This window comes from Kaistia defluvii (genome assembly GCF_040548815.1).
GTDB lineage: Bacteria > Pseudomonadota > Alphaproteobacteria > Rhizobiales > Kaistiaceae > Kaistia > Kaistia defluvii_A.
Map to the genome: position 1 here is coordinate 382,136 of NZ_JBEPSM010000001.1, position 17,969 is coordinate 400,104.

The 17,969-nt window shown below is 64.6% G+C and carries 19 protein-coding genes; 7 read left to right on the forward strand and 12 right to left on the reverse strand.

Features of this window, described 5'->3' with window-relative positions:
- Nucleotides 1-79 precede the first annotated feature (79 nt).
- The 3 genes from ABIE08_RS01870 to lptF are packed head-to-tail and all read right to left on the reverse strand — an operon-like array spanning nucleotide 80 to nucleotide 4,884.
- Complete coding sequence (locus ABIE08_RS01870; protein ID WP_354548303.1) at nucleotides 80-2,485, reverse strand: LPS-assembly protein LptD; 2,406 nt, start codon at nucleotides 2,483-2,485, stop codon at nucleotides 80-82.
- Between the two features lie 35 nt (nucleotides 2,486-2,520).
- Nucleotides 2,521-3,693: an LptF/LptG family permease gene (locus ABIE08_RS01875; protein ID WP_354548304.1), complete on the reverse strand. Its 1,173-nt coding sequence runs from the start codon at nucleotides 3,691-3,693 to the stop codon at nucleotides 2,521-2,523.
- A gap of 3 nt (nucleotides 3,694-3,696) precedes the next feature.
- Nucleotides 3,697-4,884, reverse strand: a complete 1,188-nt coding sequence (lptF, locus tag ABIE08_RS01880; protein WP_354548306.1) for an LPS export ABC transporter permease LptF — start codon at nucleotides 4,882-4,884, stop codon at nucleotides 3,697-3,699.
- A 307-nt stretch (nucleotides 4,885-5,191) separates the two neighbouring features.
- Here lptF and ABIE08_RS01885 point away from each other — a divergent pair, with 307 nt between their 5' ends.
- Nucleotides 5,192-6,709, forward strand: a complete 1,518-nt coding sequence (locus tag ABIE08_RS01885; RefSeq protein ID WP_354548308.1) for a leucyl aminopeptidase — start codon at nucleotides 5,192-5,194, stop codon at nucleotides 6,707-6,709.
- Nucleotides 6,710-6,776: 67 nt separating this feature from the next.
- Nucleotides 6,777-7,226: a DNA polymerase III subunit chi gene (locus ABIE08_RS01890; RefSeq protein WP_354548310.1), complete on the forward strand. Its 450-nt coding sequence runs from the start codon at nucleotides 6,777-6,779 to the stop codon at nucleotides 7,224-7,226.
- 257 nt (nucleotides 7,227-7,483) lie between these two features.
- On the opposite strand, the gene ABIE08_RS01895 is transcribed toward ABIE08_RS01890, so the two are convergent.
- From ABIE08_RS01895 to ABIE08_RS01905, 3 genes are all read right to left on the reverse strand, one after another.
- Nucleotides 7,484-9,370, reverse strand: coding sequence for an ABC-F family ATP-binding cassette domain-containing protein (locus ABIE08_RS01895; RefSeq protein WP_354548312.1), 1,887 nt, complete (start codon nucleotides 9,368-9,370; stop codon nucleotides 7,484-7,486).
- 68 nt (nucleotides 9,371-9,438) lie between these two features.
- A complete protein-coding gene (locus ABIE08_RS01900; protein WP_354548313.1) occupies nucleotides 9,439-10,260 on the reverse strand; it encodes a DUF4344 domain-containing metallopeptidase in 822 nt (273 codons plus the stop codon).
- 128 nt (nucleotides 10,261-10,388) lie between these two features.
- Nucleotides 10,389-10,904 (reverse strand): DinB family protein, encoded by a 516-nt coding sequence (locus ABIE08_RS01905; protein ID WP_354548315.1) that lies wholly within the window; start codon nucleotides 10,902-10,904, stop codon nucleotides 10,389-10,391.
- A 175-nt stretch (nucleotides 10,905-11,079) separates the two neighbouring features.
- Between ABIE08_RS01905 and ndk the strand changes: the two genes are divergently transcribed.
- Nucleotides 11,080-11,502 (forward strand): nucleoside-diphosphate kinase, encoded by a 423-nt coding sequence (gene ndk, locus ABIE08_RS01910; protein WP_266332209.1) that lies wholly within the window; start codon nucleotides 11,080-11,082, stop codon nucleotides 11,500-11,502.
- Between the two features lie 115 nt (nucleotides 11,503-11,617).
- Here the strand turns inward: ndk and ABIE08_RS01915 are convergent, their stop codons facing one another.
- From ABIE08_RS01915 to pgsA, 5 genes are read right to left on the reverse strand one after another with little or no spacing between them, the layout of a single operon-like run.
- A complete protein-coding gene (locus tag ABIE08_RS01915; RefSeq protein ID WP_354548317.1) occupies nucleotides 11,618-12,238 on the reverse strand; it encodes a glutathione S-transferase family protein in 621 nt (206 codons plus the stop codon).
- Between the two features lie 45 nt (nucleotides 12,239-12,283).
- Nucleotides 12,284-12,946: an HD domain-containing protein gene (locus tag ABIE08_RS01920; protein ID WP_354548319.1), complete on the reverse strand. Its 663-nt coding sequence runs from the start codon at nucleotides 12,944-12,946 to the stop codon at nucleotides 12,284-12,286.
- Nucleotides 12,943-13,407: a molybdenum cofactor biosynthesis protein MoaE gene (locus ABIE08_RS01925; protein WP_354548320.1), complete on the reverse strand. Its 465-nt coding sequence runs from the start codon at nucleotides 13,405-13,407 to the stop codon at nucleotides 12,943-12,945. The genes ABIE08_RS01920 and ABIE08_RS01925 overlap by 4 nt, the downstream gene beginning before the upstream one ends.
- 7 nt (nucleotides 13,408-13,414) lie before the next feature.
- Nucleotides 13,415-13,666: a molybdopterin converting factor subunit 1 gene (gene moaD / locus ABIE08_RS01930; RefSeq protein ID WP_354548322.1), complete on the reverse strand. Its 252-nt coding sequence runs from the start codon at nucleotides 13,664-13,666 to the stop codon at nucleotides 13,415-13,417.
- Nucleotides 13,663-14,274 (reverse strand): CDP-diacylglycerol--glycerol-3-phosphate 3-phosphatidyltransferase, encoded by a 612-nt coding sequence (gene pgsA, locus ABIE08_RS01935; protein ID WP_354548324.1) that lies wholly within the window; start codon nucleotides 14,272-14,274, stop codon nucleotides 13,663-13,665. The genes moaD and pgsA overlap by 4 nt, the downstream gene beginning before the upstream one ends.
- Before the next feature lie 203 nt (nucleotides 14,275-14,477).
- On the opposite strand from pgsA, the gene ABIE08_RS01940 reads away from it, so the two are divergent.
- A complete protein-coding gene (locus tag ABIE08_RS01940) occupies nucleotides 14,478-14,843 on the forward strand; it encodes a diacylglycerol kinase (RefSeq protein ID WP_354548325.1) in 366 nt (121 codons plus the stop codon).
- Between the two features lie 82 nt (nucleotides 14,844-14,925).
- A complete protein-coding gene (locus ABIE08_RS01945; RefSeq protein ID WP_354548326.1) occupies nucleotides 14,926-15,189 on the forward strand; it encodes a DUF3297 family protein in 264 nt (87 codons plus the stop codon).
- 20 nt (nucleotides 15,190-15,209) lie between these two features.
- Here ABIE08_RS01945 and trhO read toward each other — a convergent pair whose 3' ends face one another.
- Nucleotides 15,210-15,974: an oxygen-dependent tRNA uridine(34) hydroxylase TrhO gene (trhO, locus tag ABIE08_RS01950; RefSeq protein WP_354548328.1), complete on the reverse strand. Its 765-nt coding sequence runs from the start codon at nucleotides 15,972-15,974 to the stop codon at nucleotides 15,210-15,212.
- Between the two features lie 139 nt (nucleotides 15,975-16,113).
- On the opposite strand from trhO, the gene ABIE08_RS01955 reads away from it, so the two are divergent.
- Both ABIE08_RS01955 and ABIE08_RS01960 read left to right on the forward strand, forming a co-directional pair.
- Nucleotides 16,114-17,157, forward strand: a complete 1,044-nt coding sequence (locus ABIE08_RS01955; RefSeq protein ID WP_354548330.1) for a Tim44 domain-containing protein — start codon at nucleotides 16,114-16,116, stop codon at nucleotides 17,155-17,157.
- A gap of 87 nt (nucleotides 17,158-17,244) precedes the next feature.
- The gene (locus ABIE08_RS01960) at nucleotides 17,245-17,952 is read left to right on the forward strand and encodes an HAD family hydrolase (RefSeq protein ID WP_354548332.1); all 708 of its coding nucleotides are present in this window, start codon (nucleotides 17,245-17,247) and stop codon (nucleotides 17,950-17,952) included.
- The last annotated feature ends 17 nt before the right edge of the window (nucleotides 17,953-17,969 follow it).

Below are 17,969 nucleotides of genomic sequence, written 5' to 3' on the forward strand. Positions count from 1 at the left end.
CGTGCCGACTCGCCCTGCCGCCACGGGAGGCGTTCATTTCGACTGGATAGACCCTGCAAATCCGGCGAAACCATGAAGATCAATTGCTGGTGTTGTTGCTCGTCAGCGATCCGACGTCGCTGTGCAGCTTCGTACCGCCCAGAGTCCGCAGTTCCAGGCGCACCATCAGCTGCTTGGAAGTCTGCAGATCGGTGTAGTCCTGACGGATCTCGCTGTAGGCGATCGAGAAGGTCGTGCACTCGTCGTCATAGGCTATGCCGATGCCGCTGGATGCCAGCTGGTCGCCCTCGATATCCCAGGCGACCGAGCCGAACACGCGCCATGTGTCGGTCATCTGCCAGGATGCCTTGCCGCTGATCGTGTCGGTCCGTGAATCGTTGCCGATCGCGGGTTGCTCGCGCAGGAACAGGTAGGAGGCGGAGGCTGTGAGGTCCCCGAACTTGCCGGTTGCCGTCAGCTCGGCGCGATTGACGTCGAGGTTCTCGTTGTCGAAGCGGCCGCGCGCCGTCAGGAAGTAGCCATAGCCGGTATCGAGCGTGACGCCGGCGACGAAGTCCGAGACATCCGTCTCGAGGCCGGAGACGGCGCCGGTTGCGGTCAGGTCCTGAACCGCAAAGGAGTTTTCGCCCGCGACCTGGTAGGACTGGCCGACGACACCCTGAATGGTGGCGAGTTGGCCGATGCTGGCGAGATAGCGGAAGCCGACATTGACGCGGGTGCCGCCTTCGATGCGGTCATAGCCGGAGAACTTGTCCCAGTCGAACAGGCTGGAATCGTCGAACACCAGGCTCTGCGCGTCTTCGTTCGGCAGCTGGCCTGCCATCGGCTCGTTCGGGCGAACGATCATCTGGGCGACTGGCTCGAACAGGAAGCTGGAGGAAAGGCCGGCGGCCATGATCGGCCAACGCCATTCCACGCCGACTGCCGGCATGCCGCGGAAATAGCTTCCGTCGTCATTCAGGCCGGCGATGATCTGGTCCTGGTTGAGATAGTAGCCGTCGCCGCGGAGGTAGCCGAACGGCTTGAAGACCATGCCCAGCGGGCCGATCATGCTGCGCTGCCACGTCACCTGGGAGCTCAGGCGATTGTAATTGCCCGAGAGGCCGAGAATGTGCGCGTCGTCCTGGAGCTGGCCGTTGAGCACGCCTTCGGCGACGGTGATGCCATTGCCGTCATTGTTGACGATGTCGGTTTCGTCGCGCGACAGGCTGGTCAGGTTCGACTTGATCGACAGCTGGCCGCCAAGAACCGAATTGTCGAACAGGTAGCTGTGGTCGATCACCGGGTGGACGATCGCCTGCCGGCCTTGGTCGTACTTAATGTCCTCGTCGTTCGTCAGAACCTGGAAATACAGCATCCGCGCATCGAAATAATTGCGCTCGCTGATGCCGGTCAGGTGGACGTTCGAGACATTGATGTCGGTGTTGGTCGACAGCAGGCTGTAATCGCGGCTGAAGGTCCGGTCGCTGAGAAGCGTGGCGTCCCAGCCCACGGTCCAGTAGCGGTTGAGATAGAACTCGCCCTCGGTCTTCACGCCGCCGCGGAAATCCTTGACGCCGGAATTGCGGGTTCCCTCGTCGTAGAAATCGTTCGGGTTGAGCTGGTTGATGCCGGCCATGCGCAGCGAGTACTGGCCGTATTCGAGCCTGTGTCGCCATTCGACATCCGCCAGGAAGCCCTGGTTGGTGTACACGGCCGGGGCCAGCGTCAGGTCGTAGTTCGGAGCCAGCGCCCAGAAATAGGGCGTCTGGATGAACGCGCCGAGGGTCTTCTTGTAGCCTGCGGACGGGAACAGGAAGCCGCTCTTGCGCTTGATCGTCGGATCGGGCGCCGAAAAAGCCGGGAAATAGGCGATCGGCATGCCGAGGAATTCAAGCGAGGCGCGCTTGAAATAGACCATGTGCTCGTTGTGATCGACGATGATCCGGGCGGCCTTCACCTGCCAGATCGGCGCCTTTTCGGGGCGTTCGCGGCAGGGTTCGCAGGCGGTGTAGACGCCGCGGTAGAAGGTCGTGGTCTTGCCCTGGTCGCGCAGCGCCTTCTCGGCGGCGAAATGCGTCTGCGTCGGCGTATCGAGCCGGAGCGCATTGACGAAGCCGGTGGCGAAATCGTCGGTGATGTCGATCGTATCGGCGGTGACGACCGCGCCGGTCCTGTCGACGATCTTTACGCGCCCTTCGGCGCGCATCTTCTTGTTCTTCTGGTCGTAGGTGACGCGGTCGGCTTCCAGCGTGTAGCCGTCATAGTAGATCTTGACCTTGCCGACGGCCGCGACGGCGGCCTTGTCGTAGTCATAGACCAGCTGGTCGGACTCCAGCACCATCTGCGCGTCCTTGGCAGGACGCGGCAGGTTGTCGGCGCCGAAGCCGAGCGTGCCGGGTGCGGATTGCGCGTAAGCGTTGTCGACCGGTGCCGTCAGCGTGAGGCCGAGGCCAAGCGTTGCCGCGACGAGCAGGGCACCCAAGCCACGAACAGCGCGAGACACCGCGCCGCGCCTCTGGAGAGGAACGGAAACGACCATCATCCGTCCTCCCGATGCAGAAGCACTGTGACACTTAACAAGGTGGCGACGATGGCTGGAGTCCAAGCGGCAATCATCGGTGACACGACGCCGCTCCTCCCCAATCCCCTCGCCAATTCCGTGACAACATAAAGCACGAAGCCCACAGCGACACCAGTCAAAATCACTTGCCCCAGATCCCTGGAACGGGAGAACCGGAGCGACACCGTGGCCGCCACGAAAACCATGGCGAGGAAGAGCAGCGGCTGGGCCAGCAGCGACTGGAACTGCATTTCGTACGCATCACTCGGGACTGCTGATTTCTTTGAAATTTCAATGAGTTCCGGCAAGGACCAGAACGAGACTGTCTCAGGGTCCGCCAGCCTTTGGCTGACCTGATCGGCGTTGAGATCGGTGGGCAGCCGCACCTCGGGCTGCGGCGCTGGACGGCTGCCGGGACGCGTCACGGTGGCGTTGCGGAACACCCAGTCGCCGTCCTCGAAATCAGCTGTGGATGCATCGATTCGATGGTCCAGCGAGCCGTCGGTCTTGAACACGAAGGCCGACGCGTCGACGAGCGAAAGGCCGCGATCCAGGCTCTGCTTGGCGCCAATGATCGACGAGCCCTCACGTCCGGTCTGCCGCATCCAGATCGTCCAGTCGGACGATGATTCGGGTGCCGAGCCGACATCTTCGGGCATGGACTGGGCCGGAGCGGGGGCGGGGGCCGCCGGTGGGGCCGACTTCGCCTCCAGCTTCATCCGGTTCTGCGCCAGCTCGTTGGCGAGCAGGATCGAGCGCTGCTTCAGCTCGGTCGAGACCGGGTTGAAGATCGTGGTCGCGAAGACGCCGATCATCACCGCCACCAGGCCGGCCGGCAGCAGGAACTGCCAGGCCGAGACGCCAGAGGCGCGCGCGACGACCAGCTCGAGCTGTCGATTGGCCATCACGAAGGCGGCGATCGCGGCGAACAGGATGGTGAAGGGCAGGGCTCTTTCGATGACGTTCGGCACGCGGGCCAGCGACACCATCAGGTAGAGGAACGCATCGAACCCTTCGCGGCGCGCGGCGCGGCGGGCGAGTTCGAGATAGTCGATGAAAGCCATCAGCACGAAGACGACGATGAAGATGATCAACGCCGTCTTGGCGAAGCGCTTGGCGAAATAGAGACTGAGCGTCGGACTGCGGAACATGGCTTAGGTCCGGCCCCCTGCCGATGGGCGTGGACCAATCCTGAACCGATTGGCGATTCGTTGCACGAACTCCGTGGCCATCGAGGCGATGCTGTCGGAGGCGGAGAAGCGGAACGAGCTGTAGACCGCGATCAGCGACAGCACGATGAAACCGAGCGGCAGCGCGTAGAGCGCCGGGATCAACCGCGAATCGTTGGCCGCGAGGCTGGCGAGGATCAAGCCGCCGATGCGCACGCCGGTGGCGATCGCGATCGTGCCGAGAACCACGAGGCTGCGGCCCTGCCGGGTCGTCTGGGCCTGGCCAAGCGCGGCGACGGGAAGGATGGCGAAGAAGAGCGCGTAGAGCGGCGCCGAAAGGCGGTCATGAAGCTCGGAGAGGAAAGCGCCGGGGCGCTTCTGGTATTCCGGATCGTTGGGGTTCGGTGACAGCAGATAGAGCGTGCTGCGTTCGGACGCGGTGTAGTCGGGCAGGCTGGTGCGGCTACCGAAGGTCGAGAGATCGAAGGCGTAGGATTCGAATTCGATGATCGACATCGAATTGTTGGTCTCGGACTTCTGCTGGATCGTACCGTTCTGCATGATCAGGAAGGTGCCGAGCGGGTTCTTCAGCACGGCGCCGCGATTGGCGATGTAGACCGAGGTCTGGTCGGGCTGGCGGCCGTCCTGGATGAAGATGCCCTCCAGTGTGCCGTCGGGCTTGCGGTCCTTCACATGGAAGACCAGCCGGTTGCCCAGTTCCATGAACTGGCCTTCGCGCACGAAGCTGGTGATCAGGTCGGCATTGATGCCGGTGAGCAGGCCGCGGAATGCCTGCAGCGACAGCGGCACCAGATAGAGCGACATGGAGCCGACGATGATCGCCGTGATCAGCCCCATCGACAGCGCCGGCTTCAGCAGTCGCGTCTGCGATGCGCCGCTGGCGTTGATCACGACGAGCTCTGAATCGGCGTTGAGCTGGTTGAAGGTGTAGATCGCGCCGATCAGCAGGGCAACGGGACAAACGATCAGGAGAAGGCCCGGGAAGATCAGGCTCGACACGCGGAAGAAGGTGACGAAGTTCTGGCCCTTGCTGGTGATCAGGTCGAGTTCGCGCAGGGCCTGGCTCAGCCAGACGGTGCCCGACAAGCCGCAAAGGCTCAGCAGGAACGCCGCGAACATTCGTTTGAAGATGTAGCGCTCGATGAGCTTCATCTTGGTTTCGTCAATCCTCGAACTCTGAACGCCAAACGATGACAGCCCCCGCCGTGGCTGCGCGATATCCCGGTCTATCTCCTCATCAATCCGACGTCCGACCGTCCATGGGTGAACCAATTGGGTGAATCAAATGCGAAAGAACACTCTTAATGAAGCGTAAACGTCTAGCTGGAACCCGCGCCACTTGCCAGAGACGCAGCCGGTGGACAGATTGATCATCCTCTGGGTGTGGCTTTACCCACGCACCCCCTGTCCCTGACAGCGCCGTCCGGCGCCTGCCGTCCTTGCCCTGCGAGACCTAAAAATGAGCCAAAACCCTGCCGTTTCTTTCCACAAATCTGTCTCGGCCGAGAGCGGAACGCTGGTCGTCCTGACCGACGAGACGCTGAATTTCGGCCCGGAGACGAGTGGATTGGGAATCGCCGATCTGTTTCGAAAGGCCGCAGGGACGGCAGATTACAAGGGCAAGACGCTCGGCACGCTCGACCTGCTCGCGCCAGCCGGCCTTCGCTTCGACCGGCTGATCGTCGTCGGCCTCGGCAAGGCGGAAGAACTTGTGGAAGGTGACTGGTCGCGCCTAGGCGGCACGATCCAGGGCGCGCTGCGCAAGGGCGAGCAGGCAACCCTGCTGGCCGAGCGGCCGGACGGAACGCCGGTCTCCGGCGAGCAACTGGCCGAGATCGGCATGGGCGCGGTGCTGCGGGCCTATTCCTTCGACCGCTACAAGAGCGGCAAGAACGACAAGGAAGGGAAGGACGGGGACAGCGGCAAGGCATCCAAGGCGCATGTGAAGCTGGATATCGTTGGCGGCGAGGCGAGCAAGGCGAAGAAGGCCTGGGTCGCGCGTTCGGCCATCGCGGAGGGCGCCATCCTGGCGCGCGAACTGGTCAACGAGCCAGCCAACGTGCTGGGACCGGTCGAGTTCGCGGAAAAGGCGGCAGCGCTCGAGGCGCTGGGCGTCACCATCGAGACCCTGACCGAAAAGCAGATGAAGAAGCTCGGCATGCGGGCGCTGCTCGGCGTCGCGCAGGGCTCTGTGCGTCCGCCGCGCCTGGTCGCCATGCACTGGAACGGCAACAAGTCCAAGGATAAGCCGATCGCCTTCGTCGGCAAGGGCGTCGTCTTCGACACCGGCGGCATCTCGATCAAGCCGGCCGGCGGCATGGAAGACATGAAGGGCGACATGGGTGGCGCCGCCGCCGTGGTTGGGCTGATGCATGCGCTGGCCTCGCGCAAGGCCAAGGCGAACGTCGTCGGCATCATCGGCCTCGTCGAAAACATGCCGGACGGCAATGCGCAGCGCCCCGGCGACATCGTCGAGGCCGCGTCCGGCGTGACGATCGAGATCATCAACACCGATGCCGAAGGCCGGCTCGTGCTCGCCGACGCGCTCTGGTACGCGCAGAAAACCTACGAGCCGAAGGTGATCATCGACCTGGCGACGCTGACCGGCGCGGTTCTCGTCGCGCTCGGCAGCGACCATGCCGGACTGTTCGCCAATGACGACGCGCTGGCGGCAGCCTTGTCCAGGGCCGGCGAGGTGACGGGCGAGAAGGTCTGGCGCCTGCCGCTGGGCGCTGCCTATGACAAGCTGATCGAATCGAAGTTCGCCGACATCAAGAACACGGGCGGCCGCCATGCCGGCTCGATCACGGCGGCGCAGTTCATCCAGCGCTTTATCGACGATGGCGTCGCCTGGGCCCATCTCGACATCGCCGGAACGGCCATGGGTTCGCCGCAGAGCGAGATCAACCGCTCCTGGGCTTCGGGCTGGGGCGTGCGCATCCTCGACCGCTTGGTCGCCGACAATTACGAAGGCTGATCTGCTAGAAGGTCAGGGCCGGCCGCTCCGAGCGCCTCGGGGCGGCCGGCCTTTTTGAGAAGGCACGATGACCGAAGTCCTGTTCTACCATCTGCAGCAGCAGCCGCTCGAAACGCTCCTGCCGGGACTGCTGGAGAAATCGCTGGAGCGCGGCTGGCGCGTCGTGGTCGAGGCGGGTTCGGTCGAGCGCTGCGAAGCGCTGGATGCGCTGCTTTGGACCTATGGCGAGGACAGCTTCCTGCCGCATGGCCTCTGGCGCGATCCCGACGCCGCGCAGCATCCGGTTCTGATCACGCCGGAGCCGGGCAACCCGAACGGCGCCAATGTCCGCTTCCTCGTCGCCGGCGCTTCGGCGGGCGATCTTTCCGGCTATGTCCGGGTCGTGCTGATGTTCGACGGCAACGACCCCGACGCGCTCGACGCGGCGCGCGCGTCCTGGAAGCGCGTCAAGGCCGAGGGCCATGACGCGACCTACTGGCAGCAATCCGAACAGGGCCGCTGGCAGAAAAAGGCGTGATCGCCGAGCGCGTCCAGCGCTACGCTGAGGACAGTAACACTAGTACCCAAAGTCCATCATCCTGAGGTGCTTCGCGCGCAGTGAAGCCTCGAAGGAGGTTCCAGAGATCGCCTCTGGACTCGAGATCAATCGCCTGCCGGCAGGACAAAGCGGACGGACACAGGAGACAACTGGACCCTCCTTCGAGGCCCGGCAAAGCCGGGCACCTCAGGATGATGGTCGTGCGGTCCGCTGCGTTGCCACTCTTCCGAGAAAGCTCAGACCGCCTCGGCTGCCGCCTCGTATTCCGCCGACATTTCCAGCCAGCTCTCTTCCCGCTCGCCGAGGGCCTTGACCGCGTCGGCGCGCTGCTTGGCCAGCGTCGTCGCCTTGGCGGGGTCCTTGGCGTAGAGGTTCACGTCGGCTAGCGCCGTGTCGAGCTTCTGAATCTCTTTCTGAAGCTTCTCCATCAAGGATTCGGTTTCCTTGATCTTTTTCCGTAGCGGGGCGAGCTCGGAGCGCTTGGCGGCCGACTCGCGGCGGCGATCTTGGGCCGTGTTCTTGGACGTGTCACCGTCGCTCTTGGCCGACGAGGTATCCGGTCCCTTCACGATCAGCTTGCGATAATCGTCCATGTCGCCGTCGAAATTCGACACCGTGCCATCGGCGACCAGCAGAAGCCGGTCGACGGACGCCTCGATGAGATGGCGGTCATGGCTGATCAGGATCACGGCGCCGGGATAGTCGTTCAGGGCCTGGACGAGCGCTTCGCGGCTGTCGATGTCGAGATGGTTGGTCGGCTCGTCGAGGATCAGCAGGTTGGCGCCGCGGAACGTCGCGATGCCGAGCAGCAGGCGCGCGCGCTCGCCGCCGGAAAGCTCGCGCGCCGGCGTATCCATCTTGGCGGTCGGGAATCCCATGGAGCCAACGCGGGAACGCACCTGGGCCTCGGTCGCGTCCGGCATCAGCATGCGGATGTGCTGCACGGCGGTTTCGGCCGGGCGCAGATCGTCGAGCTGATGCTGCGCGAAGAAGGCGATGTCGAGCTTTTCCGCTCGTCGCATCGCGCCCGTGAGATTGGGCAGGCGGCCGGCGAGCAGCTTGGCGAAGGTCGACTTGCCGTTGCCATTGGCGCCCAGCAGGCCGATGCGGTCCTCGACGTCGATGCGCAGGTCCAGCTTGCGCAGGATCGGCTTGCCTTCCTCGTAGCCGACCGAGGCGTTGTCGAGCGCGATGATCGGCGGGGCAAGGATCTTGGCCGGCGGCGGGAAGTGGAACGGCGTCACGTCGCTGTCGACGATGCCGGCGATCGGCTGCATCCGCTCCAGCGCCTTCATGCGCGACTGAGCCTGGCGCGCCTTCGAGGCCTTGGCCTTGAAACGGTCGACGAAGGCCTGCAGGTGCTTGCGCTGGTCGTCCTGCTTCTTCTTGAGCTTCAGCTGCAGCGCCTGCTTCTCGCGACGCTGGCGGTCGAAGCTGTCATAGCCGCCGCGATAGATCGTCAGCTTGCCCTGGTCGAGATGGACGATCATGTCGACGGCGCGGTTGAGCAGATCGCGATCATGGCTGATCAGGAAGACCGTGTGCGGATAGCGCGCGACATAGTTCTCCAGCCACATCGTGCCTTCGAGATCGAGATAGTTGGTGGGCTCGTCGAGCAGCAGCAGGTCAGGCTCGGCGAACAGCACGGCGGCGAGCGCCACGCGCATCCGCCAGCCGCCGGAAAAGGCGGAGCAGGGGCGAAGCTGGGCTTCCGCGTCGAAGCCGAGGCCGGACAGGATGGTGCCGGCGCGCGCTTCGGCGGCATGCGCGCCGATATCGGAAAGGCGGATCTGGATCTCGGCGATACGGTGCGGGTCGCTCGCATGCTCGGCCTCGGCCAGCAGCGCCGCGCGCTCGGTATCGGCGGCCAGCACGAAGTCGATCAGCGATTGCTCTGTGCCCGGCGCTTCCTGCGCCACCTGGCCGATGCGGACGCCGCGCGGCAGGCCGATCGAGCCGCTCTCCGGTGCGATCTCGCCGGTGACCAGCTTGAACAGGGTCGTCTTGCCGGTGCCGTTGCGGCCGACGAAGCCGGCCTTGACCCCGTCGGGCAGGGCAATGGTCGCCCCCTCGAGGAGCGTACGGCCGGCGATGCGATAGGTGACTTCGTTGACGTGCAGCATGGCCGGCTATGTGCCGTGCCTAGCCGCCGGAAGCAAGCGCGGCGCGCGAAGATGTCGCCGGCAAAGGCTCAGCGGCCCTGTATATCGCGCACGATCAGCTCGGCATGGTAGCTCGACAGCTCATAACACAGCACGATCTCGTTGCGGGCGGGGTCATAGCTGGAGGTGACGGCGCCGCAGCTCTTGGCGCGCAGCGTCGGCGGCTTCGCCAGGGTGAAGTCGTTGGCGAGGCGGGTCGCGACCTCCTCCAGAACCTTGTTGTCGTGCAGGATCGTCAGTTCCGCGACTTCGTTGCCGGTCGGCGGCTCGTAGACGACGGGAATGACCGAAAGCGGCCCGCCTGGCTCGCGCTGCACCGGCTTCAGTGCATTGGACCAGAGCGCGCGCTTCTGCTGGTAGGAAGCCGAACAATTGGCGCGGGTCGCCGGCGTCAGGGCGGCAGCCTCCGCGATATCAGCGAAATCCTTGGGGTTCGAGCCGACCATGTTGCAGACGATCGCATTGGCTCGGTCGGCGTCGACCGAATGCCGGTCCGGCAAGCCGATCGCATCCGCGCCGGCCGACGCGGTGAGGTGGTTGGAAAGCATCCAGCTGTCGACCGCGTCGACCAGGGTTTGATCGCCGGCGCCGGTCCGGGGCTCGAGCAGCGTCATCACGGCGAAGTCGTCCGCGGTCTGTTCGCCGCCCGCTGCATCGACGCCGAGGCGCTCCATCATCATGTGACCGGCCTGATGGTAGAGCGCGAAGACGGCATTGCCGACGACGAAATCCACCACTTCCGCCATCTCCGAGTCGGACAATCCCTGTGGCGCCTCGACGTCCACATTCGGCGTCGCGGCATGCGCGGCGGAAACGGTGAGGGCGAACGCAAGAAGCAGGGGCCGGAACATGGAGACTCGCAGGAACAGAAACAGACGCTCTGAAAACGTGCGCCTCCCCCCCGGCTGAATCAAGCGACCGCCGTCACACACTTCCGATATATTTCGCCCGAACGGTGGTGTCGGCCCGCCTTGCCCGTTCAGCGCAAGCCCATGCCCGACTGGCGCTGAAACAGGATCAGGTCGAGGCTCGGGCACGCATCCCGTCCGGCGATCCGCGTCAGGATCACCGTCGCCTGGCCGCGATGGTGGGTCTGGTGATTGAACAGATGGGCGAGGGCGGGGCCGAGCGGCTGGGTGATTTCGACCGGGTTGGTGATCGGGCGATAGGTGAACTGGCCCGCGATCGCGGCCGCGTCGAGATTGTCGACATAGGCGATCAGCCGCGCGTCCTCGCTTACCCGCAACGTCGTCAGCTCGTCGAGTTCGTCGGTCAGCACCTCGTTGAGCGCGGCATGGACGGGGCCGTCGCCGGAGAAGCGCCGCATCCAGATCCGGTCGGTTACGAGGAGATGGTTGAGCGTCGCGTTGAGCGAGCCGAAGAAGGCGCCGTGGTCGGCGAGATAGTCCTCGCGCGGCAGCGTGCGCGCCGCGTCATACAGGCGTTCGTTGGCCCAGCGGTTATAGGCGGCGAACATCTCGAAATGCGGCTTCATCACCTGGTCCTTCTCCCCGTCGCGAAAACGTCGCGTTTATCAGGTCAGTATGGCTGACATTTTTGCGTCGCGACAGCGGTGCCGAACCCGTCGCTGCCCTTGCCCGGTCCCTGCGGCAAGGCTATACAGCGCCACCCAATTATCCCGTTTCAAACGATATGACAGGACTGAAGACATGGCGATCGAACGCACCTTCTCGATGATCAAGCCCGACGCGACCCAGCGCAACCTGACCGGCAAGATCACCGCCAAGCTGGAAGAAGCCGGCCTGCGCGTCGTCGCTTCCAAGCGCGTCTGGATGTCCCGCCAGCAGGCCGAGGGCTTCTACGCCGTCCACAAGGATCGCCCCTTCTTCGGCGAGCTGGTCGAGACGATGACCGCTGGCCCGACCGTGGTTCAGGTTCTGGAAGGCGAAGGCGCCATCCTGAAGAACCGCGAAGTCATGGGCGCGACCAACCCGGCCAATGCCGATGCCGGCACGATCCGCAAGGAGTTCGCCCTGTCGATCGGCGAGAACTCGGTCCACGGCTCGGACGCTCCCGAGACCGCTGCTCAGGAAATCGCATACTGGTTCTCGGGCATCGAGCTCGTCGGCTAATTAGCCGAACCAGCAGACATCTGAAAATGGCCGGGCTTGTCCCGGCCATTTTGTTTTTGAAGGTCGGTATTTCCAACTCCCTGAGGGAGAGGTGAAAGAAGACACATGGGCTGCCTCAGCTCAGCCCGATCATCACGGTCTTGCGGAACGCTTCGCGCTCGGTGAGGCGGGAATACCAGGCCGCGAGATGCGGCAGGTCCGGCCGCTCGATCGGCATCTCGAACCAGGCATAGGCGAAGCAGCCGAGCGGAATGTCGCCCATCCCGAAAGCCGCGCCGCTGAACCAGGGCTGCGTCGAAAGCGCCCGGTCGGCGATGGCGAAGACCGACGCGCATTTTTCCTGGCCGGAATGGATCGCCGTCATGTCGCGCTTTTCCGGCGGCGTGCGGATCAGGCCCCAGAACACGTCGCGAAACGGCGCGGCGAGGCTGGTCGAGGCGAAATCCATCCAGCGGTCGGCCCCGGCGCGCTCGGTCGGCCACTCGGGCGCCAGCGTGCCGGAGGCGTAGCGGCTCGCCAGATAGCGCACGATGGCGTTCGATTCCCACAGCACGAAGTCGCCGTCGCGGATGGTCGGCACCAGCCCTGTCGGGTTCATGGCGCGATAGGCGGCATCGCCGGTCCCGCCAAAGCTGCCCCCGGCGGGGATCCACTCATAGGGAAGGCCGATCTCCTCGGCGCACCACAGCACCTTCTTGACGTTGGTCGAATTGTTGCGGCCCCAGATCGTGAGCATGAAACGTTTCCTCTCTATGGCTCGCGCCTCGCAGAAGGGGCGGCCTCAGATCTCGTCCAGAAATTCGTCCAGAAACCGGCGCAGGCGCGCCTGCCGCAATTCCGCGAGCCGTGTCCCGGCTGCAGTTTGGAACCCTGCGGCGAGCTTGAACAGCTTGTTCTCGAAATGGTCGATGGCAAAGCGCTTGTCGTCGAGCGGACGGAAGGCGGCTTCCGGATCCGTGGGATCATAGAGCGCGCTGCCCATTCGTCCGGCGACATAGAAGCAGCGCGCCACGCCGACCATGCCGATCGCGTCGAGCCGGTCGGCATCCTGCAGGATCCTCGCCTCCAGCGTCTCGGGGACGATCCCGGCCGAAAAGCTGTGGGCTTCGATCGCATGCGCGACCGCGGCGATCCGTGCATCCTCCCAACGCAGCGCGCGCAGCACGCCTTCCGCCTTGTGGGCGGCCAGGCGCGACGCCTGGGCGCGCAACGGGTCGTTCTTCTCGACGGAAACGCAGTCATGCAGCAACGTCGCGGCGGCGACGATATCGGCATTGCCGCCTTCCTGCGCGAGGATGGCGGCGGCGTTGCTCCAGACCCGTTGCAGATGCGCGATATCGTGCGAACCGTCATCGCCGGAGGTGGCGTGCGGCAGGAGGGCTTCCGCCAATGCCTGATGCGGCGCAAAGGCGCCGCCCTGGCCATTCGAGAGGGTAGGGTTCAATCGGGGGTGTTCCAGCGCTCTTCGGCGTCGTCGTCGGACTGGCGGGCCGAGACCCAGGAGACCGCACCCGCCGCCGTGTGTTCCTTCTTCCAGAAGGGGGCGTGGGTCTTGAGAAAGTCCATCACGAATTCAGCCGATTCGAACGCCGCATGCCGATGCTTCGACGCCGTCACCACCAGGACGATGGTCTCGCCGGGGCGGACTTTGCCGTGCCGGTGCAGGACGGTGATATCAGAGATTTCCCACCGTCCGGCCGCCTGCTCGGCGATGCGCCGGACCTCGTTTTCCGCCATGCCCGGATAATGCTCGAGTTCCAGGGCCTCGAGCCTTCCGTCCTCGTCGCGGCAGAGGCCGGTGAAGGTCACGACCGCGCCGATATCGCCGCGCCCCGCCGTCACCCTCTCGATTTCTGTCGTGATGTCGAGCGGTTCGGCAATGATCGCAACGCGGACATTGGCCATGGCGAGCCTAGCCTCCGGTCATAGGGGGGAAGAGCGCTACCTCGCGCACACCGGCGAGCGATGCGTCGTGATCGGCGTGGTCGTGGTCGAGCGCGACCCGGATCGTCGCGGATTCGCCGAGCGCGAAATCATAGGCGTCGCCGCGCGTCCGCAGCCACCCGAGCAGATCCTGGACCGTCTCGACGTTGCGAGGCGGCTCCACCGTCTCCTCCGCCATGCCGATCCGTTCCCGAACCCAGGCGAAATAGACCAGTTTCACGGCTCTTCCTCCAGGATATGGCTGAGCCCGGCGCGGAAATAGTCGTAGCCGGTATAGAGCGTGACGATCGCCGAGGCCCAGAGCAGGACAAGCCCGATCATCGTCGTATAGGCGAAATAGACGTTCCCGGCCGGTCCGGCGAGCAGGAAGGCGATCGCGACCATCTGCAGCGCCGTCTTCCATTTGGCCAGGCGCGAGACCGGCACGCTGACGCGCAGCTCCGCCAGATATTCGCGCAACCCCGAGACGAGAATTTCACGCGAGAGGATGATGAGCGCGGCCCAGAGCGACAGGCCGTCGATGGTGCGTTCGAACACCAGGGCCAAAAGGCAGGCGGAGACGAGCAGCTTGTCGGCGATCGGATCGAGCATGCGCCCGAGCGAGGATTGCTGCTTCCAGATCCGCGCCAGATAGCCGTCGAGATAATCGGTGATGCTGGCGAGGACGAACAGCGCAAGAGCGGTCCAGCGCCAGGTATCCTTGCCGCCAACGACGCAGAACACGACGAGGGGAACCGCGAGAATGCGGCCATAAGTCAGGATGTTCGGAAGCGAGAGCAGAAGCGCCCGCTGCGGCCGTCTGACGTCGAAGGTGCGAAGTTCGCTCATGTCTATCCTGAACCCTCTCCCTCATATTGCACCCACGCCCCGCCCTGCCAAGGCGTGTCGGCAAGTTTGGCGCGGATGCGATGCGGGGAGAGGCAATCGCGGGGAATCGCGTACATGATATCGTGTCGCGGGAAAATTGCGCCACTGCGGAAGAATTCAAGAAGACTAGCCACGGGTTGTGGCGCGGATGGGACGGAAACAGCATGCGGGCCTGGATCGATCATTTCTTCTCCGCCCTGGGCTGGTCGAGCGCCGGGGTGGCCGATCTGTTCCGGGGCGAGAGGGCCGCCCGCATGGAACTGGCGGCCGGAATCGTCGGCCTGGTATGGGTCGTGGCGATCGGGCGATCGCTGGCCGAGATCGGCGTTTATCTCGTGCTGGTCTTCGCCTCGCTCGCCGTCGAGGCGCTGAATACCGCAATCGAGGAAATCGTCGATCGCGTCTCGCCCGAGCAATCGGAATTTGCCCGCCGCGCCAAGGACCTCGGCTCGGCCGCCGTGATGTTCATGTTGGTGGGAACCGGCCTCTATCTCGTGCTGTTGACGGTCGCGGCCGCCATGGGGCGGTGAGGCCCCGGCTCAGGCGGGTTGGCAGGACCGTGCCGCCCCGCTATGTCTCCCGGCCAATGCTTCTCGATTTGAAGGCTTCATCATGACCGACACGCTGCCCGACCGTCTTTCCAACGACCCGAAGAGCCCTTTCCATGACGAGGCGCTGCTCGAGCGCGGCATCGGCATCCGCTTCAACGGGACCGAGAAGAACAATGTCGAGGAATATTGCATCAGCGAGGGCTGGGTCCGCGTCGCCGCCGGCAAGGCGCGCGATCGTTTCGGCAACCCGCTGACGATCAAGCTCAAGGGCGTCGTCGAAGCCTATCTGCGCGGCGACCCGGCCGACACCGAAGACGCCGGCTGAGCCGACGCTGCGACAAAGGGCTAAGGCGTCTCGCCTTCGTCCTCTTCGTCGGCCGGCGCGCGTTCGACCAGTCCATGGCCGAGCGCGACCCGCTCGTCGAACACGAAGCACTCGCCCTGCCAGAGGCTCTGCTCCGGCGGGATGGTTTCGAGATATTTGAGGATGCCGCCCTTGAGGTGGAACACCTCGGCGAAGCCCTGCGAAAGGAGGTAGGAGCTCGCCTTCTCGCAGCGGATGCCGCCGGTGCAGAACATGGCGACCTTCTTGTTCTTCTCCGGATCTAGCGTGCGGCTGACGAAATCCGGGAACTGCGAGAATTTCCGCGTTTCGGGATCGAGCGCGCGCTCGAACGTCCCCATCTTCACTTCGAAGCGGTTGCGCGTATCGACGACGATCACGTCCGGATCCGAGATCAGCGCGTTCCAGTCCTCCGCCGCGACATAGGTGCCGACCTGCTTCGTTGGATCGACCAGCGGCTGCGCCAGCGTGACGATTTCCTTCTTTAGCCGGACCTTGAGCCGCTTGAACGGCATGGCGCTCGCGCTCGAAAATTTCAGCTCGAGATTGTCGAGCCGGCCGCCAAACAGGGCGCCGGTGGTGATCTCGGCGATGACGGCGTCGATGCCATCGTCCAGCCCGGCGATCGTGCCGTTGATTCCCTCCGGCGACAGCAGCAGCGTTCCGCGAATTCCGTGCGTCGCACAGAGTTCGAGCAACGGCGCGCGCAGGTCCTCGAAGTCGGGAAGTGCTGCGAATTGATAGAGGGCGGCAACCTTATGTGTCATGCGGCGAGGCAATAACACGATGTCGCAAGCGACGAAAATGCAAGAATGACGCGGCTCCCCTCTAAACATAGGCTGGAATCGTTCCTACATGCCGACCGAGGGCCCGAGAAGGCTCGCTATCTTACAAAAGGGACGAGATATGTTTTTCGGCAAGCGCACACCGGCTTTTCTGGCGATGATTGGCATCGCCACGGCGATGAGCTTCGCTGTTGTGGATGTTGCGGACGCCCGCCGGGGCGGTAGCTTCGGCAGCCGTGGCACGCGCACCTTCCAGGCTCCTGCTGCCACGCAGACGGCGCCCAACGCGGCCCAGCCCGTGCAGCGTTCGATGACGCAGCCGGGGCAGGCGACGAACGCCGCGCGCCCTGCCGCGCAGCAGGCATCGCGTCCCGGTTTCCTGGGCGGTTTCGGCGGCTCGATGCTAGGCGGACTGATGATGGGCGGCCTCATCGGCATGTTGCTGGGCAATGGCCTGGGCGGCATGGCGGGAGCGTTCGGCTTCATCCTGCAGTTCGCGCTGCTGGCCATCGGCGCCATGTTCCTGTTCCGCTTCCTGGCCAATCGCAACCGTCCGGCGGGTGCCGCAGCCGGCGTCGCCGGTCCGGCTCCCCGGATGGCGGGCGGCATGCCCAATGTCGACGCGCCGTCGCGTGAAGCGCCGGCCGCCGCCCCGCGCAGCGGTCTGGGCGCCGGCCTCGGCGGCTTTGGCGGCCTGGGTGGCTTCGGCTCCGGCGCCAAGGCGGCTCCCCGCCCGGCCAATGCCATGAATGCCAATGACGAAGTCGGCATCACGGGCGGTGATCTCGACGATTTCCAGCAGCTTTTGGACGACGTGCAGAGCGCTTTCGGTCGCGAGGATTATGCGGCGCTGCGCCTGCGCACCACGCCGGAGATCATGTCCTACCTCTCCGAGGAACTGAGCCAGAACGCGACCCAGGGCCAGCGCAACGACGTTACGGACGTCAAGCTGCTGCAGGGCGACCTGGCCGAGGCCTGGAGCGAGGATGGCACGGACTACGCCACCGTCGCCATGCGCTACGAGAGCCGGGATGTCATGCGCGACCGGGCGACCGGCGCGATCCTCTCTGGCAATGCCGACGAGGTGACGGAGACGACCGAGCTCTGGACGTTCGCACGCCAGTCTGGCGGCGAGTGGAAGCTCTCTGCTATCCAGGAAGCCTGATCGACCCAGGCCGTACGGAAGTGACAAAGCGGGTCGGCATGTCTGCCGGCCCGCTATTTTTTTCTCTGCTGAATTTCGGGAGATTCCATGCCTTCCAGCCCCTCGCTCACTGCCATTGGCTTCGATGCCGATGACACGCTCTGGCAGAACGAGCAGTTCTACCGGCTGACGGAGCAGCGCTTTCTCGACCTGCTGGCCGAGCATGGCGACCGGGAGGAGATTGCCCGCCGGCTGAACGAGGCCGAGCGGCGCAACCTGAAGCTCTATGGCTTCGGCATCAAGGGCTTCACCCTGTCCATGGTCGAGACCGCGATCGAACTGACCGACGGCCGCATTCCGGCGACCGCGATCCGCGAAGTCCTTGCCGCCGGCCGCGACATGCTGGTCCATCCCGTCGAGACGCTGCCGCATGTGCGCGAGACCCTGGAGCAGCTTTCCGGCCAGTATCGCCTGATCCTGATCACCAAGGGCGATCTGTTCGACCAGGAGCGCAAGCTGGCGGCTTCCGGCCTCGGCGACCTGTTCCATGCCGTCGAGATCGTCAGCGACAAGAATGCGGCCACCTATCAGCGCATCTTCACCCGCCATGCCGATGGTCCCGCCAACAGCATGATGGTCGGCAACTCGCTGAAGTCCGATATCGTGCCGGCGATCGAGGCCGGGAGCTGGGGCGTCTACGTGCCCCATGACCTGACCTGGTCCTTCGAACACGTCGATGCCCCCGTCGACGCCCCGCGTTTTCGCGAGGTGCCGCATCTGGGCGAACTTCTGCCGCTGCTATCGAAGCTCGACTGAAGAGGCGCATCCTGTTG

Excerpts from the sequence above, each read along its gene's own strand:
- ABIE08_RS01955 (WP_354548330.1), top strand. The coding sequence starts at position 16,114 with ATGTTTTTCGGCAAGCGCACACCGGCTTTTCTGGCGATGATTGGCATC.
- ABIE08_RS01905 (WP_354548315.1), bottom strand. The coding sequence starts at position 10,904 with ATGAAGCCGCATTTCGAGATGTTCGCCGCCTATAACCGCTGGGCCAAC.
- ABIE08_RS01900 (WP_354548313.1), bottom strand. The coding sequence starts at position 10,260 with ATGTTCCGGCCCCTGCTTCTTGCGTTCGCCCTCACCGTTTCCGCCGCG.
- trhO (WP_354548328.1), bottom strand. The coding sequence starts at position 15,974 with ATGACACATAAGGTTGCCGCCCTCTATCAATTCGCAGCACTTCCCGAC.
- lptF (WP_354548306.1), bottom strand. The coding sequence starts at position 4,884 with ATGAAGCTCATCGAGCGCTACATCTTCAAACGAATGTTCGCGGCGTTC.
- ABIE08_RS01915 (WP_354548317.1), bottom strand. The coding sequence starts at position 12,238 with ATGCTCACGATCTGGGGCCGCAACAATTCGACCAACGTCAAGAAGGTG.
- ABIE08_RS01945 (WP_354548326.1), top strand. The coding sequence starts at position 14,926 with ATGACCGACACGCTGCCCGACCGTCTTTCCAACGACCCGAAGAGCCCT.
- ABIE08_RS01875 (WP_354548304.1), bottom strand. The coding sequence starts at position 3,693 with ATGTTCCGCAGTCCGACGCTCAGTCTCTATTTCGCCAAGCGCTTCGCC.
- ABIE08_RS01885 (WP_354548308.1), top strand. The coding sequence starts at position 5,192 with ATGAGCCAAAACCCTGCCGTTTCTTTCCACAAATCTGTCTCGGCCGAG.
- ABIE08_RS01960 (WP_354548332.1), top strand. The coding sequence starts at position 17,245 with ATGCCTTCCAGCCCCTCGCTCACTGCCATTGGCTTCGATGCCGATGAC.
- pgsA (WP_354548324.1), bottom strand. The coding sequence starts at position 14,274 with ATGAGCGAACTTCGCACCTTCGACGTCAGACGGCCGCAGCGGGCGCTT.
- ABIE08_RS01940 (WP_354548325.1), top strand. The coding sequence starts at position 14,478 with ATGCGGGCCTGGATCGATCATTTCTTCTCCGCCCTGGGCTGGTCGAGC.
- ndk (WP_266332209.1), top strand. The coding sequence starts at position 11,080 with ATGGCGATCGAACGCACCTTCTCGATGATCAAGCCCGACGCGACCCAG.
- ABIE08_RS01925 (WP_354548320.1), bottom strand. The coding sequence starts at position 13,407 with ATGGCCAATGTCCGCGTTGCGATCATTGCCGAACCGCTCGACATCACG.
- ABIE08_RS01895 (WP_354548312.1), bottom strand. The coding sequence starts at position 9,370 with ATGCTGCACGTCAACGAAGTCACCTATCGCATCGCCGGCCGTACGCTC.
- ABIE08_RS01890 (WP_354548310.1), top strand. The coding sequence starts at position 6,777 with ATGACCGAAGTCCTGTTCTACCATCTGCAGCAGCAGCCGCTCGAAACG.